The sequence below is a fragment of the Nostoc sp. UIC 10607 genome (genome assembly GCF_047228265.1).
GTDB lineage: Bacteria > Cyanobacteriota > Cyanobacteriia > Cyanobacteriales > Nostocaceae > Nostoc > Nostoc foliaceum_A.
In genome coordinates this window covers 32407-51323 of the sequence record NZ_JBIQNW010000022.1, presented here as the reverse complement: position 1 = coordinate 51323, position 18917 = coordinate 32407, and the positions used below count along the sequence as shown (strand labels likewise).

At 42.7% G+C, this 18917-nt stretch carries 17 protein-coding genes; 13 read left to right on the top strand and 4 right to left on the bottom strand.

The window, feature by feature from the left end; genetic code table 11:
- The first annotated feature begins 49 nt into the window (after positions 1 to 49).
- The 4 genes from typA (at position 50) to ACEYW6_RS19210 (ending at position 3819) form a co-directional block, all read left to right on the top strand.
- Positions 50 to 1840, top strand: coding sequence for a translational GTPase TypA (gene typA / locus ACEYW6_RS19225; protein ID WP_412980993.1), 1791 nt, complete (start codon positions 50 to 52; stop codon positions 1838 to 1840).
- A 209-nt stretch (positions 1841 to 2049) separates the two neighbouring features.
- Positions 2050 to 3012: a CHAT domain-containing protein gene (locus ACEYW6_RS19220; protein ID WP_412980992.1), complete on the top strand. Its 963-nt coding sequence runs from the start codon at positions 2050 to 2052 to the stop codon at positions 3010 to 3012.
- 251 nt (positions 3013 to 3263) lie between these two features.
- Positions 3264 to 3545, top strand: coding sequence for a BrnT family toxin (locus tag ACEYW6_RS19215; RefSeq protein ID WP_412980991.1), 282 nt, complete (start codon positions 3264 to 3266; stop codon positions 3543 to 3545).
- Positions 3535 to 3819, top strand: coding sequence for a hypothetical protein (locus tag ACEYW6_RS19210; RefSeq protein WP_412980990.1), 285 nt, complete (start codon positions 3535 to 3537; stop codon positions 3817 to 3819). Before ACEYW6_RS19215 ends, ACEYW6_RS19210 begins: the two co-directional genes overlap by 11 nt.
- A gap of 184 nt (positions 3820 to 4003) precedes the next feature.
- On the opposite strand, the gene ACEYW6_RS19205 is transcribed toward ACEYW6_RS19210, so the two are convergent.
- Positions 4004 to 4447: a DUF29 domain-containing protein gene (locus ACEYW6_RS19205; protein WP_412980989.1), complete on the bottom strand. Its 444-nt coding sequence runs from the start codon at positions 4445 to 4447 to the stop codon at positions 4004 to 4006.
- Positions 4448 to 4570: 123 nt separating this feature from the next.
- On the opposite strand from ACEYW6_RS19205, the gene ACEYW6_RS19200 reads away from it, so the two are divergent.
- The 7 genes from ACEYW6_RS19200 to ACEYW6_RS19170 all read left to right on the top strand — a co-directional run bounded on the left by ACEYW6_RS19200 (position 4571) and on the right by ACEYW6_RS19170 (position 10207).
- Positions 4571 to 5158, top strand: a complete 588-nt coding sequence (locus tag ACEYW6_RS19200) for a Uma2 family endonuclease (RefSeq protein ID WP_412980988.1) — start codon at positions 4571 to 4573, stop codon at positions 5156 to 5158.
- Between the two features lie 77 nt (positions 5159 to 5235).
- Positions 5236 to 6417, top strand: coding sequence for a DUF58 domain-containing protein (locus tag ACEYW6_RS19195; protein ID WP_412980987.1), 1182 nt, complete (start codon positions 5236 to 5238; stop codon positions 6415 to 6417).
- A gap of 207 nt (positions 6418 to 6624) precedes the next feature.
- Positions 6625 to 6990, top strand: a complete 366-nt coding sequence (locus tag ACEYW6_RS19190; protein WP_190894689.1) for a ferredoxin thioredoxin reductase catalytic beta subunit — start codon at positions 6625 to 6627, stop codon at positions 6988 to 6990.
- Positions 6987 to 7379, top strand: coding sequence for a DUF309 domain-containing protein (locus tag ACEYW6_RS19185; protein WP_412980986.1), 393 nt, complete (start codon positions 6987 to 6989; stop codon positions 7377 to 7379). Before ACEYW6_RS19190 ends, ACEYW6_RS19185 begins: the two co-directional genes overlap by 4 nt.
- Before the next feature lie 234 nt (positions 7380 to 7613).
- Entirely contained in the window at positions 7614 to 8111 is a 498-nt protein-coding gene (locus tag ACEYW6_RS19180) for an LptA/OstA family protein (protein ID WP_412980985.1), read from the top strand.
- Positions 8112 to 8141: 30 nt separating this feature from the next.
- Positions 8142 to 8870 (top strand): LPS export ABC transporter ATP-binding protein, encoded by a 729-nt coding sequence (gene lptB / locus ACEYW6_RS19175; RefSeq protein WP_190894636.1) that lies wholly within the window; start codon positions 8142 to 8144, stop codon positions 8868 to 8870.
- 221 nt (positions 8871 to 9091) lie between these two features.
- Positions 9092 to 10207 (top strand): LptF/LptG family permease, encoded by a 1116-nt coding sequence (locus tag ACEYW6_RS19170; protein ID WP_196513090.1) that lies wholly within the window; start codon positions 9092 to 9094, stop codon positions 10205 to 10207.
- A 109-nt stretch (positions 10208 to 10316) separates the two neighbouring features.
- On the opposite strand, the gene ACEYW6_RS19165 is transcribed toward ACEYW6_RS19170, so the two are convergent.
- Positions 10317 to 10937, bottom strand: coding sequence for a CBS domain-containing protein (locus ACEYW6_RS19165; protein ID WP_190894638.1), 621 nt, complete (start codon positions 10935 to 10937; stop codon positions 10317 to 10319).
- A gap of 432 nt (positions 10938 to 11369) precedes the next feature.
- Here ACEYW6_RS19165 and ACEYW6_RS19160 point away from each other — a divergent pair, with 432 nt between their 5' ends.
- Positions 11370 to 12620, top strand: coding sequence for a hypothetical protein (locus ACEYW6_RS19160; protein WP_412980984.1), 1251 nt, complete (start codon positions 11370 to 11372; stop codon positions 12618 to 12620).
- A 30-nt stretch (positions 12621 to 12650) separates the two neighbouring features.
- Here the strand turns inward: ACEYW6_RS19160 and ACEYW6_RS19155 are convergent, their stop codons facing one another.
- Entirely contained in the window at positions 12651 to 13331 is a 681-nt protein-coding gene (locus ACEYW6_RS19155; protein ID WP_412980983.1) for an S-layer homology domain-containing protein, read from the bottom strand.
- Between the two features lie 261 nt (positions 13332 to 13592).
- Between ACEYW6_RS19155 and rpiA the strand changes: the two genes are divergently transcribed.
- Positions 13593 to 14300, top strand: a complete 708-nt coding sequence (gene rpiA / locus ACEYW6_RS19150) for a ribose-5-phosphate isomerase RpiA (RefSeq protein ID WP_190729931.1) — start codon at positions 13593 to 13595, stop codon at positions 14298 to 14300.
- A 284-nt stretch (positions 14301 to 14584) separates the two neighbouring features.
- On the opposite strand, the gene ACEYW6_RS19145 is transcribed toward rpiA, so the two are convergent.
- Positions 14585 to 18793: a DUF4347 domain-containing protein gene (locus ACEYW6_RS19145; RefSeq protein ID WP_412980982.1), complete on the bottom strand. Its 4209-nt coding sequence runs from the start codon at positions 18791 to 18793 to the stop codon at positions 14585 to 14587.
- Positions 18794 to 18917: the final 124 nt, after the last annotated feature.

Sequence of the window (18917 nt, the reverse complement as noted above, 5' to 3'; positions counted from 1 at the left end):
ATTCAAATGTAAATCTTAAAACCCCCTCTAGAGTTCACCAAAAGTTTCTATGACGCTCCCAATTCGCAACGTCGCAATTATCGCCCACGTTGACCACGGCAAAACCACGCTGGTTGACGCACTCCTCAAACAATCCGGCATTTTCCGCGAAGGCGAAGACGTTCCGGATTGCGTTATGGACTCCAACGCCCTAGAACGGGAACGGGGTATTACTATCCTGTCCAAAAATACAGCAGTTCGCTACAAAGAAACGCTAATCAATATTGTTGATACTCCTGGACACGCTGACTTTGGTGGCGAAGTTGAACGCGTACTCGGCATGGTTGACGGATGTCTTCTAATTGTCGATGCCAATGAAGGCCCCATGCCCCAAACACGCTTTGTTCTCAAAAAAGCTTTAGAAAAAGGGCTGCGCCCCATTGTTATTATCAACAAAATCGACCGTGGTAAAACTGACCCTCACGTTGCTGTCGATAAAGTTTTGGATCTGTTCTTGGAATTAGGGGCAGACGAAGACCAGTGTGATTTTACCTATCTGTTTGCCTCCGGTATGGCAGGTTTCGCCAAGGAAAGCTTGGAAGCAGAATCGGTAGATATGCAACCCCTGTTTAACGCGATTCTGCAACACGTTCCACCACCAGTAGGAGACAGCAATAAGCCTCTGCAATTGCAAGTTACAACCCTAGATTATTCTGAATATCTGGGACGGATTGTCATTGGCAGAATTCACAACGGTACTATCCGCTCAGGACAGCAAGCAGCTTTAGTTACAGAAGATGGCACCATTGTCAAAGGTAAAATTACCAAGTTGATGGGCTTTGATGGACTGAAGCGCGTAGAGATGGAAGAAGCAACCGCAGGTTATATTGTGGCGGTGGCTGGTTTCGCTGATGCTTATATTGGAGAAACGATTACTGACCCCAATGAACCGCAAGCTTTACCACTAATTAAAGTGGATGAACCAACCTTGCAAATGGCCTTCTGGGTAAATGATTCGCCCTTTGCTGGTCAAGAAGGTAAGTTGGTAACATCAAGACAAATACGCGATCGCCTATTCCGCGAACTTGAAACCAACGTTGCTTTGCGTGTCGAAGAAACCGATTCTCCCGATAAATTCCTCGTTTCCGGTCGTGGAGAACTCCACCTGGGTATCTTAATTGAAACCATGCGCCGGGAAGGCTTCGAGTTCCAGGTATCTCAGCCACAGGTAATTTACCGCGAAATCAACGGTCAACCTTGCGAACCTTTTGAACTTTTGGTGTTAGACATTCCTGCTGATGCTGTGGGTAGCTGTATTGAACGCCTGGGACAACGCAAAGGCGAAATGCAAGATATGCAACCAGGTAGTGGCGATCGCACCCAACTAGAGTTTGTCATACCCGCCCGTGGTTTGATTGGTTTCCGGGGTGAATTCATGCGGATGACTCGTGGCGAAGGCATCATGAACCACAGCTTCTTAGATTATCGTCAAATCAGTGGCGATATTGAAGCCCGTAACAAAGGCGTTTTAATCTCCTTTGAAGAAGGCGTTTCTACCTTCTACGCCATGAGAAATGCCGAAGATAGAGGAGCATTCTTTATTACTCCAGGTACAAAGGTTTACAGAGGCATGATTGTGGGAGAACACAATCGTTCCCAAGATTTGGAATTGAATATCTGTAAAACCAAGCAGTTAACCAACCACCGCGCTGCTGGTGGCGATGAATTGGTGCAACTGCAAGCACCAATAGACATGAGTCTAGAGCGTGCTTTGGAATACATTGGCCCCGACGAATTGGTGGAAGTTACACCTCAGTCAATTCGTCTGCGGAAGATGTCGAAGAAGTTGGCGAAACGGTAAGTAAAGCAATAACTTAATTAATTTAGAAAGCCCGTAGATGCGGGCTTTTTATTTTGTTAGTTCTACCAATTTTGAGAAATTATTGCTACAGATTTTGCATAACTACCCTAAATTTACCGATTAGGCGGAAAGTTCCTGCGTCGTAAAAGTTATACTGTTTATTCCCTCAATTCTAGCTGTTCCGTAAAAATTGCTTGTCCTTATTGAGAATGTCTAATTTATCTAGTGTCGAAAAGAAAAAAATAGAAAAACTCCTAAAAATGAGTGATGGGTATGTACTTGATTTTTCAAACAGAACATTTCAAGAATTTATTGTAGAAAGTACAGGTATTGATATATACGATGGTAAATATGCTTATTCAAGTGGTTCTAAAGCTAACCGTCTGAGAGCATTTTGGGATCAAGAACCTAATAATATTGTTGGACAACTAATTCTGAATTTACTGGAATATTGGAAAGCGCAGAAGTTGATCAGTTATACAGAGATAACTCAGGTAGAGCAGGCTCTATTTGATGAATGCTCTCAAGTATCACAGAGACTCATTCAGGACGTGATTAGTGAAGATCCGCTACCTGAAAAAACTGTAGATACAATCGAAACGGTTGCAATAATTTCAATCCTTCTATTAACAGCTGACCCAACCAATGCTTCTAGGCTGCGTATCGGAGAGGAATTAAGAGAAATTCAAGAAAGACTTCAGTTAGCCAAATTGAGAGAAAAATTTAAACTAGATCAAAGAATGTCTGTGCGACCAACAGATATTAGTCAAGCGTTACTGGATATACAACCGCATATCGTACATTTTTCTGGTCATGGTACAGCAAGTGGTTCGCTATGTTTTGAAAATCGAGTAGGGGAAATTCACCCAATCATGCCCGACGCATTGGCAGCATTATTTGAGCAATTCACTGATCAAATAAGTTGTGTGTTACTGAATTCCTGTTACTCAAAAATTCAGGCAGATGCTATTTCAGAACACATTGATTACGTCATCGGAATGAATCAAGCTATTGGTGACAACGCTGCTATCGCTTTTGCTATAGGTTTCTACCAAGCATTAGGGGCAGGTCGTACAATTGAGAGTGCGTATAAATTTGGGTGTGTTCAGATTAGACTACAGGGTATTCCTGAGCATCTAACGCCAGTTCTTATCCAGAGAAGGAAAAATTGAATATAGCCAGCAGTCAAAAAAATTCTGTAAGTCTTTTCTTGTAAGGGTTTAAGCCTATAATGAAGAGGGCTGAAAAAGGCAATTATCATGACTATTCGTGAAACTGCGATCGCCAAACCATAGCATAGATTTACTGTGCGTAGGCGTAGCCCGTCGTAGACATCGCCCTTACGGAAATATCTCTATTTCATAAAACGTATTGACAACGTAAATACACAATGTCTACTATGTAAGGTATGGATGTGTATTTCGTGCTTAATGGTGTCACTTTCGTTTGGAACGAAGAAAAAGCTTGGATAAATCCTAGCAATCATGATGGCGTGACATTTCAGCAAGCCACAGAGGTATTTTTCGATCCGTTTTTAGTGGTTGTTGATGCAAGTCGCAATGATGAACAAAGAGATGCTGTTATTGGTTTAGACAGACGATGGAATCTTCTTTATGTAGTCTACATTGAACGTGAAAACGACATAATTAGGATCATTTCAGCTCGTAAAGCCACACGCAAGGAGCGAGAATATTATGAAAGTTGAAGCACTGAAAAAGCGACTCGATAAAAATCGTCCAATGACGACAGTTACAATTCGCATTCCTGAAGATGTCATTGAAGATTTGAAAAGAATAGCACCATTACTGGGATTTTCTGGCTATCAACCGTTAGTTCGTGCCTATATTGGACAAGGACTCAGAACTGATCTAGAGCGACTAGAGGGTGATACTGTTTCAGCACTGATTGCTAGTTTAAAGCGTCATGGTGTTAGTGATGAGGTTATCTGTGAAGCCCTCAGTGAAGTTACTCAAAAATAGTGCAATTGCGATCGCCTTTGCCGTACATTTAGTCAAATCTTTGAGTAAAAATGAAGAAGACTGAAAAAGGCAATTATCATGCCTATTCGTAAAACTGCGATCGCCAATTAGCAGCATAGATTTACAGTGCGATCATCTCTTGGTACTACTTTCATTTCACAAAAGTCAGATAAGACTTATATATTTAAGGTAAATAATTTTCATCTAATAATTGTACAAGAGTGTAAGGGCACTTTTCTAGAAAAATATTTAAATCGGTTTTAATTTTCACAAAATCAACCGCACTTTGATAAATATTCTCTAAATCATCCTGTAACTTGTTTATTAAATTCGTCGTTAAATGATTATTTAAGTCATATCTAAAGGTTTTAATTTCTCCAATCCAATGACGATGGTTTCTTTCATATTCCACGTGCCAATATTGGAGTAATAATATATGAATAATAATTTGCCTTAATAGACTTTTGGCTTTAGCTAAATCTCTTTTTCCCAAACTGATTAATTCCTCAATTAGGTGTTCTAAATCAAGTTTGTTAAATTGTTTTTGTTTTAATAATTCAATAGTTTCTTCTAACCATAAATTCTCATCGGTTTCATAGAGTTGCTTTAAGTTGGTAGTAATTGTCATATTTTTACCTTCTACCTAGATTACATAATCTAATCATATACAATTATAAATTTATAGATGTAAACTACCAAAATACAGAGAAATTGTTAAGTTGTGCATACACTTCTTAAGTGACTCCAGATTATGAAAAATATTGAGTTGACGCAAGGAAAAATTACAGATCCAGAAAGCACGACTCTAGAAGAGTTCTTAAAACTTCCATATATTGAAGAGTCACCAGCTTGGGAATATATCAACGGAGAGGCAATTCAGAAACCTATGGGAGGGGCTAAACACAGTTTATTGCAAAAACGTTTGGTTGCAGTAATTGATGCGTTGGGCAGTAACTACGAAGCCTTTCCTGAATTACGTTGTAACTGCGGTAATCGTTCAGTAGTTCCTGATGTGGTTGTGATCTCTACCAATCAAATACCACTGGATGAGAGCGGTGACATTATTAGCAGTGGGATTGATTTTGCACCCCCTTGGATCATCGAAATTCTTTCCCCTTCTCAAAGTCAAACGAAAGTAACTGGCAATATTTTACACTGTTTGAAAAATGGCAGTCAGCTAGGATGGTTGATTGATCCAAGTGAACGCTGTATTTTAGTTTATCAGCCTAATTCTTTACCAGATTTGTTAGCAGGAAAAGATATATTACCAGTGTTAGAAGATTTGAATTTGACGCTCTCTGTTGATGAAGTCTTTACTTGGTTACAGCGTAAGGTTTGACAGCAACTCGCAATCATCAAAAAATCAAACCCTTGAGACACTGTGAATTTCAGGTGGTGTTGGGTTAAAAAAGAAACATGAAAATTATCAAACCCATCACCAATTGGTTAGAAACCCGCGCCAGTGCCCCTGCTTATGGCGGTTGGGTACTAGCAGCAACGGCTATTTGTTTTTTTGGCGCAGGTATCAATACAATGGCTGGTTGGCTTTACGCCATTAGCGGCATCAGTTTTGCCCTTTTGGGTGTAGCAGCCATCTTACCGCCGCGATCGCTCACAGGTCTATCTATCACCCGCCGTCCCATACAACCTGTGTCAGCCGGCGACGATCTCACTGTGGAATTAGAAATCTGCAATCAGACACAACAGCCTGTAAGCTTATTGCAAGTTGAAGATATACTGCCCTTCGTCTTAGGGAAACCAGTACAAAAGGCAATCGAAACAATTCCTAGCCAAGGTAGTTACCGTTGGGTATATTACCACCCGACTCAGCGCCGGGGTGTTTATCGCTGGCACACAGTCGAACTTGGTTCTGGTGCGCCTTTGGGATTGTTTTGGTGTCGCCGTCAGCGTGATTGCGCTGCCACAGCGATCGTTTATCCCACAGTGTTACCCTTGGCTACCTGCCCCTTAATAGACGAAATGGGACAAGAAGAGAGCAAAAGGGGCGATCCTCGTGGTAGACCATTGCAGACAGCTACAACCGGGCTGGTGCGATCGCTCCGTCCCTACCGCATCGGAGATCCCACCCGTCTGATTCACTGGCGAACTAGTGCCCGCTATGGGGAATTAAGGGTGCGGGAGTTAGAAATGGTTACAGGTGGACAAGAAATAATTATTGCCCTTGACAGTGCTAGCAAGTGGAAAGAAGAAAACTTTGAACAAGCAGTAATTGCCGCAGCATCTCTGTACTTTTATGCACAGCAACAGCAATTACAGGTGCAACTGTGGACAGCATCAACAAGTTTAGTTAAAGGCGATCGCTTTGTTTTAGAAACCTTAGCAGCAACCGCAGCCTTAGAAGATGCCAGTTCAGTTGTTCCTAAAAGCTATCCCTTGATTTGGCTGACTCAAAATCCCCTGAGCCTTGCTAAACTTCCTCAAGGCAGTCGCTGGGTTTTGTGGCCAAATATTTCCTCACCAGTAGAACCAGAGGTAATCAATTGGGAACACCCTGGTATAGTTTTACAGAGCGATGTCTCCGACGGGCTACGCCTACGCGCTCTGCAACCCCAACTACAAAAAACATTACATTCATAAATCAATTCAAATTTTATAATTTCAAAAGACTGCTGACAAGTTAAGCTTCTGCAATTTCTTAGATTTTGTCTGATCCCAGCACACCGGACATATCAGCCTTTGAGCAAAGGTAAAACAATTTGAGCAGGTAAGGTTGGGGATATACACCCAGTAATCCCCTAGTGAGGCTGAGGTACAATGCAAAGAAATATTTAAATTATGAGCGACATGATCACATCAGAACTTAACACAAAATCCAGCGATAAAAGCCTAGAGGCAATGCGGCATTTTTCCGAGCAATACGCCAAACGGACTGGAACATACTTCTGTTCTGAACCTTCTGTTACCGCAGTTGTGATTGAAGGACTAGCCAAACATAAAGACGAACTAGGTGCGCCTTTATGTCCCTGTCGCCATTACGAAGACAAAGAGGCTGAAGTTCACGCCACCTATTGGAACTGTCCCTGTGTGCCAATGAGAGAACGCAAAGAGTGCCATTGCATGTTGTTCCTCACCCCTGACAACGAGTTTGCTGGAGAACAGCAAGAAATCTCTCTCGAAACAATAAAAGAAGTACGAGACAGCATGGGATGAGCGAAACCATCCCCCAAGAGTTTTGGCAAGGCGTAGAACAGTTCAATTCTGGTCAGTTCTACGCCTGTCATGACACTTTAGAGGCTTTGTGGATTGAAGCTGGCGAACCGGAAAAAACCTTTTATCAAGGCATTCTCCAAATTTCTGTGGCGCTGTATCATTTAGAGAATCGAAACTGGCGAGGTGCAGTAATTCTACTCGGAGAAGGCGGCAATCGCCTGCGGCGTTACCCATCTAGTTACAGCGGCATTGATGTAGATGAGCTATTGAGTCAGAGCGCAGCATTGTTGACGACATTACAACAAATAGGGCAAGACTTGATTGCCGCTGGTGATCTGGGTGAAAATCAAGTTTTATCTTTGCCTAGAATTGTGCTGACTACTGATTAGACATTTGGTGAAATTAATTATGCGTTTCCCGAAATCCTTGGTAGGCACAATTCATGAATTGTGCCTACCAAGGATTTCATCGAGATGGCAATTTCCTGAAACCTTGAGGTTGGGGGTAGCGTCACTATTTCAGCCAGTAGTTATCGGAAATCACTCCAGATTGTATATTTCATATCTGGATCAAGTACTTGAGATAATTAGAATGCAAACTGAAATCCTAAATCCCTAATTGCTATGATGCCCTGTTATCAATTGCCCATATCCCAAATGCGTCGCTTTGGATTAGCTTTAATGCTGCCAGCGACACTCTTGGGCGCTTTTGTCTTCCCTACTCAACTGCAAACCGCTACTGCACAAACATCTGGAGGAAATCGACCCCTCACTATCCGTGCTGATGTGCAAGAATATGATGCCAATAATCAAGTAATTACCGCTCGCGGTAACGTGCAAATGTTGTATCCTTCTCGTCAGCTTCAGGCAACATCTGCCCAAGCACAGTACTTTAGTAAGGAACGCCGAATTGATTTCAGTGGCAACGTCTATATTTTGCAACAGGGCGGTAACAGTATCCGAGCAGAGAAGGTAACCTATTTAATTGACGAAGGGCGATTTGTTGCTTTACCCCAATCCAACCGTCAGGTAGAGTCCATCTACATGATCGAGGAATCAGACAATAATGGACCAACTGCGGCACCTGCCCCAAAGACACCACCTTTGAAGCCTTCTAATTAGCATTTACCACTAAGAAAGGGTGCCTCTAGCGTGAAAATTGTTTTAGAGAATATTCACAAATCTTACGGCAAGCGAGTAATTGTCAATCGTGTTAATCTTTCTGTTGCTCAGGGCGAAGTCGTTGGTTTACTAGGCCCCAATGGGGCTGGTAAAACGACGACCTTTTACATTGCCACAGGTTTAGAAAAACCCAATCAAGGAAAAGTCTGGCTGGGTAATCTGGACGTTACAGGAATGCCAATGCACAAAAGAGCGCGACTGGGTATTGGCTATCTAGCACAAGAACCAAGTATTTTTCGCCAACTCTCGGTACAGGATAATATTCTGTTGGTGCTAGAGCAAACGAATGTGCCACGATGGGAGTGGTCAAGACGACTCACAACTTTACTGCGGGAGTTTCGGTTGGAAAAATTAGCCAATAGCAAAGGAATTCAACTATCTGGTGGTGAGCGCCGGCGGACGGAATTAGCCAGGTCTTTAGCTGCTGGACAAGAAGGGCCAAAATTTTTACTTTTGGATGAACCATTTGCTGGCGTTGATCCGATCGCAGTCTCAGAGATTCAGCAAATTGTCGCACAACTGCGCGATCGCGGCATGGGAATCTTAATTACAGATCATAATGTCCGCGAAACCCTCGCCATCACCGATCGCGCCTACATCATGCGCGAAGGACAAATTCTTGCTTTTGGCGGTGCTGACGAACTCTACAGCAATCCCCTAGTACGGCAATATTATTTAGGGGATAATTTTCAAGTCTAAATTAATAATTATTTAGTTAATAATTTCAAAGGCTATTTTTAATTTTCAAACATGAATTTATTAGTTAATTTTCAGGAATTTAAAATTAAATTTTGATATTAAGTGCAGTAAATATACTTTGCTTTGCCAGGGTTGCCAATATTTAGCTTTTTAAGTTGCTTATGATATCAAAGAAGCTTACGTCTTTCTACAGCCTCCATTCGCTGCTACCTTTTACGATCATGGATCGCTACCTTGCAAGCGAATTGTTAGCGCCGTTTTTCTTTGGTGTCGGAGCTTTTTCATCAATTGGTGTCACCATTGATGCTGTCTTTGATCTAGTCAGAAAAATCGTCGAATCTGGGCTACCTATAGACATTGCCATTCAAGTTTTTTTGTTAAAGTTTCCCAACTTTATTGTTTTAGCTTTCCCCATGTCTACGTTGCTGGCTACTTTGATGACCTACAGTCGTCTTTCTAGCGAAAGCGAATTAATTGCCCTACGTAGTTGTGGAGTCAGCGTCTATCGCATGGTGCTAACTGCTGTGATGTTGAGTCTTGTGGTTACAGGAATGACATTTGTGTTTAACGAGCAAATTGCACCAGCAGCAAATTACCAAGCGGCGATGACTTTAGAGAAAGCCCTTAAATCAGATAAGCCAACTTTTAAACAGCAAAATATTTTCTATCCTGAATACCAGGATGTTACACAACCAGATGGCTCTAAGAATAGGATATTGACACGCTTGTTTTACGCCGACCAATTTGATGGTAAGCGGATGTCAGGTTTGACGATTATAGATCGCTCAACAAAAAATCTGAATCAAATTGTGGTATCGGAATCTGCCCAGTGGAATGCTTCTCAAAATGTCTGGGATTTTTACAACGGTACTATCTATTTTGTCGCTGCCGATCGCTCCTATCGCAACATCGTCAGATTTGAACACCAACAACTGCAACTACCGCGCACGCCATTAAGTCTGGCAGAAAAAAGCCGGGACTATGGTGAGATGAATATTTCTGAAGCGCTAGATCAACTAGAAGTAGAATATCTTGGTGGCGATCGCCAAAAAATTCGTAAACTCCAAGTGCGGATTCAACAAAAGATATCCTTACCTTTTGTATGTGTAGTTTTTGGCTTGGTAGGTGCAGCGATGGGAAGCATACCCCAACGAACTGGGAGAGGTACCAGCTTTGGGATTAGTGTCGTAGTTATTTTTTCGTACTACTTAATTTTCTTTATTAGTGGTGCGATCGCGCAAGCAGGTGTGCTCTCTCCTTTTATGGGAGCTTGGTTGCCCAACTTTCTTTTTCTGGGAATAGGTTTATTCTTATTAATGCGAGTTGCTAAACGTTAAATACAGGAAGCCAGGGAAAAAGACACGGGGACGCGGGGACACAGAGAGTATATTTGATAATTTCCCCGCATCTCCCCGTCTTTGCGTCTTCTTCATCCCCACACTTCAATTACGGATGATAATTTCGACATTCCGGTGCATCTGGGTTTTCCTTACAATATTCTTCAAAAGAGACTTTGGCTGATACCATACCCTCAGCTTTCTGATGAGCGGCTTCTGCTTGAAGTTCTTCTACCTCATCCCAAGCGGCTGCACAAGCTTTAGAATAAGCACCTTGTTCGGTGCAAATAGCCCGAGACTGCTCAATGGCTTTTTGAATTCTCTCCTCCAGAAGTAGAGCTTTTGGCGCTTCCACAAAGTCACTTTTGGTTAAAATGTCGGTAATCGAGATGATGCCCAACAGCTTCCCTTGAATTACAGGCGCTCGATGAATACCAGTGTTAGCAAATAACCGCGCTACATATTCCACACTCAAATCAGGATTGACCACAATGCAGGGCTTGCTCATAATTTCGTAAACCCTCACTTGCTTTGGGTCTTTACCGTAAGCTGTTACCTTATAGACAATATCCGTTTCTGTGACAATGCCATAAGCATCATTCTCATGGCGATGATCCACAACCAGCGCCCGCAGTTTTTTTTCCTTCATCAGCCCCACTGCTTCAGCAACAGTCGCCGAACCGCGAATGGTAACTACATCTTTGGTCATGATATCTTCAGCTTTCATCATTGCTGTAGTCTCCTGGTTAATAGTACGGTGCAACACAGTGACCTCAGAGGCGTATCGAATCATTGCAGCGCACAGTTTAGTTTGCTAACTAGAAAGTAAAAAAGTTGAACTTTTGTCCAGCTACAACAATAAATTAGACCAATTGTCAAGTTCTGATGTTATCCAATGTGACCGATACCCAAAAAATAACCATAAATTCCCAGAACTTTCTAAAAAATCTTGCCAAATAGACTCCAGCCACTAAAAAGTAAATTTTTGACTACTACATGTCTATTGGTAATGACTAATAACTGATGGAGAAGTTAGGATAAAACCAGCATTCCAACTTCAGATGAGATATTTCCTGTTGAGGAAAGCAAAAGCATTAAATAGCAACGCCTTCAGCTTCCGTCAAGTTTTCCCGATTTCGAGTAAATTTCAATTACCAATCCCATGCCAAATCGTCATTATCCTCCCGCCTACTTACGCTATCTCAAAGCCAGGTTATGGAATCTAGGACGACCTGGTTTTTGGGGCACTGCAATTTTTTTATCTGTAGTCGGGCTAGTAACTTGGGAATACTGGTCAAACCCAGATATTTTCGTTTATAAGCAAAAAAGCCAAGTTGCTTCACAAAAGCCTGCTAATTCCTCGCTGTCAGAAGAAAACAGAGCCATTGCAGCAGATATTGATAACCTACCAGTTTTATTTAATGACTTTGAGCAAGCAACCCTCTCAGTAACGGCAAATACCCCCAAGGAAAATACTGAAGCAGAAAAGAGCAAAAACTTATTAGAGGATGTAATTAACAAACAAAAGTCTGCTACTGATACAAAATTAAATCCTGGTTTAGGCGTTAATGGCGATACTTCCCCAGCCGCGAAAAATCCCTTTGTTGTACAAACAGAAAATTTATTGCGGACTGGGACGGTTGATAGTAGTAGCCAGTTTCTAGGCTTCAATTCCTTAACTGCGGCATCTGAAGCAACAGGGGGCAAACAAACATCTTCTAGCCTGGGTATTGGATTAACTAATCAAACCAATAAGAATCAAAATTCCCTGTCTATCAGCCCTCTACAAGCGGCGCTAAACCAATCGACAAACCAGAAATTGTCTAGCTTTAATGGTACTGTCACTCAGACGAATGCCTTGGGCCAAGTCTCTGACCCAGGAGCAACGCTAATGTCACCCATCAACAGTTTACCCAGTCAGAATTCTCTACCAAGTACTGGCTTAAATGCTGGGACAGGCTACACATCAACGGGTACGAACTTGCCACAAAATCCCTACAGTAATTTAAATAACGGTCAGGTATTGCCTAGTAATGGATTAACTACTGGTACAGGTTATACATCAACGGGTACAAACTTACCGCAAAATCCCTACAACAATTTAAATAACGGTCAGGTAGTGCCTAATTTAGCACCAGTGACACCTCCAGCTACCTCTGCCGCACCAAGTAATATTTCACCTTACTCTAGTCAAAGTCAAGGCGTTGTCACACCCACAAACCCTGCGGCATATGGAAATTATGGGTTGCAGCAACCGACGCAACCACCACAATCTACTTATGGAAATTATGGGTTGCAGCAACCGATGCAACCACCACAATCTAATAATTATGTGTTGCAGCAACCAACACAGTCTAATTCCTTATATCTTCGCCAGATTCGAGACAAGTATAGAGATTCTGGTCAAAGGTGATTTTAAGCACCTTAACTGGATAAAGTCTAGCTAAGGTGATTGTGGGCTATTTGGAATAATCGGAACTTCTGGTGTTTCGGGTTGTTGCTGTTGTCGTTGCAAATATCTGCTCAATACATAAGCCATATCCCCACGGGTTACAGGTTTTAATGGGGAAATATGACCTTGAGCATCTGTGTTGAGAAATCCCTCAGTGGCTACTGTAGCGATCGCTTTTCTAGCCCAACTTGGGATAGACTTTTCATCTGGATATGAAGCCAGAACCTCATTAACAGCCTCATCGGGAAACTGAAATACACCATAAGCCTGAGCGAAAATAGCAAGAGCTTCTGCCTTTGTCACCTTTTGGTTAGGGAAGAATTCATTGCCCCGATAACCTTTCATGATGTCAGTTTTCAAGACTGTCTGTATATCATTAAATGCCCAATGAGAACGAGGAACATCTGGAATAGCTAAATTTTCTTTGCTCACAGCTTGTCTTTTATTTAACCCAAATGCTTTCACCATAATTGACGCTAATTCGGCCCTACTCAGTAATCTTTCTGGATAAAACTTGCCATCGGAAAAGTTTGTCATCCATTTGACAGCAGTTACTTGTTGAATAGAATCAGATGGAACTCCAGAAGTAGTTTCTGGCGCTTGAGTCTGAGCAATTGCTGGTAAGTTTTGTAGTAGTGCTACTAAAGATAGAGTAATTGAAAGCTGACGCATCACCATAACCACTTTTAGCTGCTAACGTGAATTTTAAAAACTACGTTACTGAGGTTAACGCAAAATTTAGTGTTCTTAATAACCTGTAACTCAGTTAGTGACGATTTTAGGCTGGGCAATGTTGCGTAGCTACGTAGGGTATTAGCTTGTTGCCATCATCAAGGAAGTAGAAATCAGCAAAAACTTGTTTTTTACCTTTCATCTTTTGATGTTATCTGCCCACTACTATGGACTATAGTCAGTTTTTCAGGAGTTTTGGGAATGACAGCAACAGATCCCGTAAAGTTGATGAAGCAAGAAGTTGGCAAAGCCGCCGCAGCCCTGGTAAAATCCGGTTCCATCGTCGGGTTGGGTACGGGGTCAACTACAGCATATACGATTCAGTTTTTGGGCGATCGCCTCAAGTCTGGCGAACTTCAAGATATTATTGGTATACCTACCTCGTTTCAGTCAGAAGTGCTGGCGAAGCAATACGGTGTCCCTCTCGCCACCTTGGATGCAATTGACCACATCGATATTGCCATTGATGGCGCAGATGAAGTCGATCCGCAGAAGAATTTGATTAAAGGCGGCGGTGCAGCACATACCCGCGAGAAAGTTGTAGACTACCTGGCAGAACAGTTTATCGTTGTGGTAGATAGTGGTAAGTTAGTAGACCGCTTAGGTTCTAGTTTCGCTGTGCCCGTGGAAGTGATTCCAATGGCAATTACTCCTGTAACCAATGCCATCAAAAAACTCGGTGGTAAACCGGAACTCCGCATGGGTGTTAAAAAAGCTGGCCCAGTAATCACCGACCAAGGCAATTTTGTTTTAGATGTCAGATTTGACTCTATTGAAGATCCAGTCAGCCTAGAAAAGACATTGAATAACATTCCCGGCGTTCTGGAAAATGGTATTTTCGTTAACTGTGTCGATTTAGTTTTGATTGGTGAAGTCAAAGATGGTCAGCCATTAGTGCGGCAACTGTAAGAGTTCTAGATTTTGGATTTTAGATTTCTGAGACATCTAAAATCCAAAATTAAGCAACAGATCCAAGTTTATCTAAATTAGTGATTTTCTGCACGCAACCTTTACCAAATAAGGCTTCTAGGCTCTGGTATGAGTAACTATTTACCATATTAAATTTGTTCGGTGCTTGCAGAATCCCCGTACATCTTCAGAATGAAATTGCCTGTTTGTCCGTTAACAAAATAGGTTGTATTGCTTGTGCCTCGATTACTTTTAAGACAGTTGCTACAAACTAGTAGTGAGCGCTAGACGATGACGTTAGTACCAATTACCAAATTAGTAGCGGTGAAATTATTCAAAGTCGCTAAGGTATTCCAACCATAGCCATTATCATTAGCTTCAATCTGAACTTCAGTAGAAGTACCCGATTGTACAAATCGTAGGTAGTAAACATCGATAGGACGATAGCCCAAACTCTTGAACAAGTCAGTTAGGACTAACTTATCCTGGTTTTGATTAAAATCAGTGATTGTATCACCAGTAGTACCCTTGTCGCTCAAGGCTTGGTAGATATACTGGTCATTCCCGCTACCGCCAGCGAGGATGTCATTGCCAGCACCACCAATTAAAGTATCGTTGCCGACACCACCAACGAGAATATCGTTACCTTCACCACCAACAAGAATGTCATTACCAGCACCACCAATCAGAGTATCGTTACCTTCACCACCGCGTAGCAAGTCATTGCCACTCTTGCCATCAATTTGGTCATTACCCCCTTGACCATTAATCACATCATTTGAGTTGTCAAAACCACTGATATTGTTGTTCAGGTCATTGAGGAAGGTGACTGTGTTCTTATTGAAAATAGTGCTTTGGCTGGAGTTGGCATTGAAGACATCATAGCTGTCACTAATAGTGGATTGCTCGTTAAAGAGGATATTACCTAAATCTATGTTTGCTCCAGTAGATTTACGGAGGTTTTCTAGTTTTTCTAGGGCAAAGTTTTGCAGGGTTATCTCTGGGCTGTTGACCACGCTTTCAAAAGAGACTACCAAATTGCTGCCATTCTGGGTGAGAAGCAGATTTCGAGCAGTTAAGCCAGCACCCTCAAATTTGAGAGTATCAACTTCGGCAATTACTGCTGCTGTCGGGTTTATTACTTTGCCCACACCACCAAAATCGGTGATTATCTGCGTTCCCTCAAAACGAATCACAAATTGGTTTTGACCGCCACCGCCTGTCAGTATTTGAACTTCATAAGCACCAATATCAACTGTATTATCAATAATCCGGTCAAATCCAGCGCCACGTTGATCAGTGGTAATATTTTCTTGAGCTAGCAAATTATTACCAGTGTTAATGGCAGGACTATCCCCACGTAAAGCATGGGTAAAGGTTGCACCGCCGTTATTTTGCAGTGGACTGAGTTTGGGGTTAATAGGATTGGTGTTGGTGCCGACGAGGGTGCTGACGGTAAAGCCAGTGCTGCCAGTATTATCACCAATTAGGTTATTACCTTCATCCAAAAAGCTGCCGGAAACGTCAGGGTTAAAGATAAAAGGTTCAGAATACCCGTTTGGTTTCATATCAAAATTGCCTGCAATGATGGTGTTCCCAACAAGAACAGTCCCATCAGAGTCATTGAAAACGCCCCCACCGTCGCCTGTACCGCTGAAAAAGCCTTCTGCTATGTTATCTGTAATGGTGTCGTTGGTAAGGGTGAGAGTGCCGCTGTTATAAATGCCGCCGCCGTTGTAGTATGTACTATTAGCAGAGACAGTGCTGTTAGTCAGGCTAAAAGTACCATTGTTGAAAACGCCACCGCCATCTGCCGCACTATTATCAGAGAGAGTGCTTCCTATTATATCGACGGTGCCTGAGTTATAAATGCCACCACCATAGGATGGGTAAGGGTCAGGCCCTCCCCGACCAAGACCTTCGGCAAACGCCCTATTATTAGAAACAGTGCTGTTAGTTAAACTGAGTTTGCCTGTATTGAATATGCCGCCACCATAGGCAGGGTAGAAACGGACGGCTGCAAAATTATTAGAGACAGTACTGTTAGTTAGGCTAAGGTTGCCTTGGTTAAAGATGCCCCCGCCTAATGATGACCCACGATTACCAGAGACAGTGGTGTTAATTAGGGTGAGGGTGCCTTTGTTAAAGATGCCGCCTACGGTGCCAGTATTGTCAGAGACATTGCTGTTACTCAAGCTGAGGCTGGTATTGCTATTGAGCAAAATACTGCCTAAGGGATTATTAGCATTAGCAATCTTCAAGCCATCAATGCTGGCATCTGTCCCAGAACCCGATATCTCGAACACGCCCGATGAATTATTCCCACTCACAATGAGGTTATATGCCCCAGTCCCCAAAATGGTTATATCATCGGTAATGGTTAGTTTCCCAGATGTAAGGGTGATGATATCTGGGGTGGCATCGGTGAACACGCCCGCAAAGCTAATGGTATCCGCCCCAGCAGTAGCATTGGCATTGAGAATAGCCTGTCGCAACGACCCTAAGCCAGAATCACTGGTATTAGTCACCACTGTGTCAGTATTAACAGGTGACGGGGTAATGGGGGGCTGGACTTCGTAAGCACCAATATCAACAACACCGTTGAATACCCGATCAAATCCAGCGCCGCGTTGGTCAGTCGTGACACCAGGAGGAACTAGGGAATTATTTCCAGCATCAATAGCGGGGCTATCCGCAAGTAACGCATGTGTAAAGGTCGCACCACCGTTATTTTGCAGCAGTTCGAGTTTGGGGTCAATGGGGCTAGTACTTGTACCGACGAGGGCGCTGGTGGTAAAATCAGTACTACCAGTATTATTGCCAATCAAATTATTGCCGGAGTCAACCAGTCCACCACTCACATCGGGGTGTATATCACCGGAGGTGGAGTTGTCGAAATTGCCTGCAATGATGGTGTTACTAACCTTAACGTTAACAGAGGAATCAAAGTAACTAAAAACACCGCCACCATTACCAGTACCATCACCATCTAAGTCAGCTGTGTTGTTATTAATTGTGGTGCTAATTAGGGTGAGCTTGTTGTCACTTGCGTAGGCTCTGTCATTATATATTCCACCGCCATCCTCTAACGCTGTATTACCAGATATGGTGCTATTAGTTAGAGTAGCTGATCCGGAACTATAATAATCATCACCTGCGTTAAAAATGCCACCACCGAAGTTTGCCGTATTGCCAGAGATACTGCTATTGGTTAGGCTGAGAGTACCGCCTTGATTATAGATGCCACCGCCGGAGTTTGCCGTATTGCCAGAGACACTGCTGTTAATTAGGCTGAGAGTACCAGTGTTCCCAGGAGAACCGTCATTAAAAATACCGCTTCCCGCAGTATTGCCATTAAAAATGCTCTTTCCCCCGGTATTGCCATAAACACTGCTGTTAGTTAGGCTGAGAGTACCACCATTATAGATACCGCCTTCTGTATTGCCAAAAACACTGGTGTTAGCAAGACTGAGAATGCCGCTGTTAGAGATGCCACTTTCTACTGTATTACCAGATACACTGGTGTTAGCTAGGCTAAGGATGGAATTTTTATTAACCTTAATACTGCCGCTAGCGATCGCCAAACTATCAATGGTGACAATTGTCGCTAGTCCCGATATCTCGAATATTGTAGAGGCATTATTCCCACTCACTCTCAGCTGAGATGCCCCAGTCCCCAAGATGGTGATATCATCGGTAATCGTCAGTTGCCCAGAGGTGAGAGTGATAATATCTGGGGTGGCATCAGTAAACACTTCCCCAAAGGCGATCGCATCATCCCCAGCATTAGCATTGGCTAAGTTAATTGCCTCCCGGAGTGTTGTGATGCCGTTGTTCGGATCACCATCATCTGCATCTTTGGTATCATTCACCGTGAACGTAGCCAGTACCCCTGCGTAAGCCTGTCGCGTCGTTTCTGCAAATGCTAAACTAACTTCCATCTCAGTGGTGCGCACCTCTAACTCCCAGTTTCCGCCTAATGCTGCATTGCCAATTGGCTGACGGGAAGCGGCAATATTTGCTCCGGTGAGTTGATGCAGTTTGTGTACAAATTCTTCCCCCGCATCACCTAAAGCCACATTGCAACCATAGATGAGTAAGTTCCAGGGGTTATCGCTTTTGGCAGAGGCTGAAAATATCTTCTGCCATTTTTGGAGTTGCTGGCTGTATTTGTCGAGGGTATTGAGTCCTAAATGGGTGTTGCCCAATTGTAAGCAACCTGGAGCACCGTGGCACACAATATGAATATTAGTCAAATTCGTGCGATGTTTAGCGACAAGCCACTGCGCGTCTACGCAACTCTCCAGAATTGCTGTAATTTGTTCAACTCCGTTCTGTGTTGAATCAAGTACGAACAATTGGGTATTATCAAGCACGCCATTGACTAGAACGCTATAGTCTTCAACCGCCATGTCGATAAAGACTAAATTACGGACATAGGAAGTGGAAGTTGCGAGATTTACTTGGAAGTGTGAGGTATGTAGTGTTGCCATTTCTTTACTTCGAGCTAAGGTAATGAGGGAATCTCAAACCGACTTCAGCCGCTTAATTACAGGATTTTCACACAACTACCGATAGCTAAAAATACTATATATATTTACTAATTATTTTCCCTTT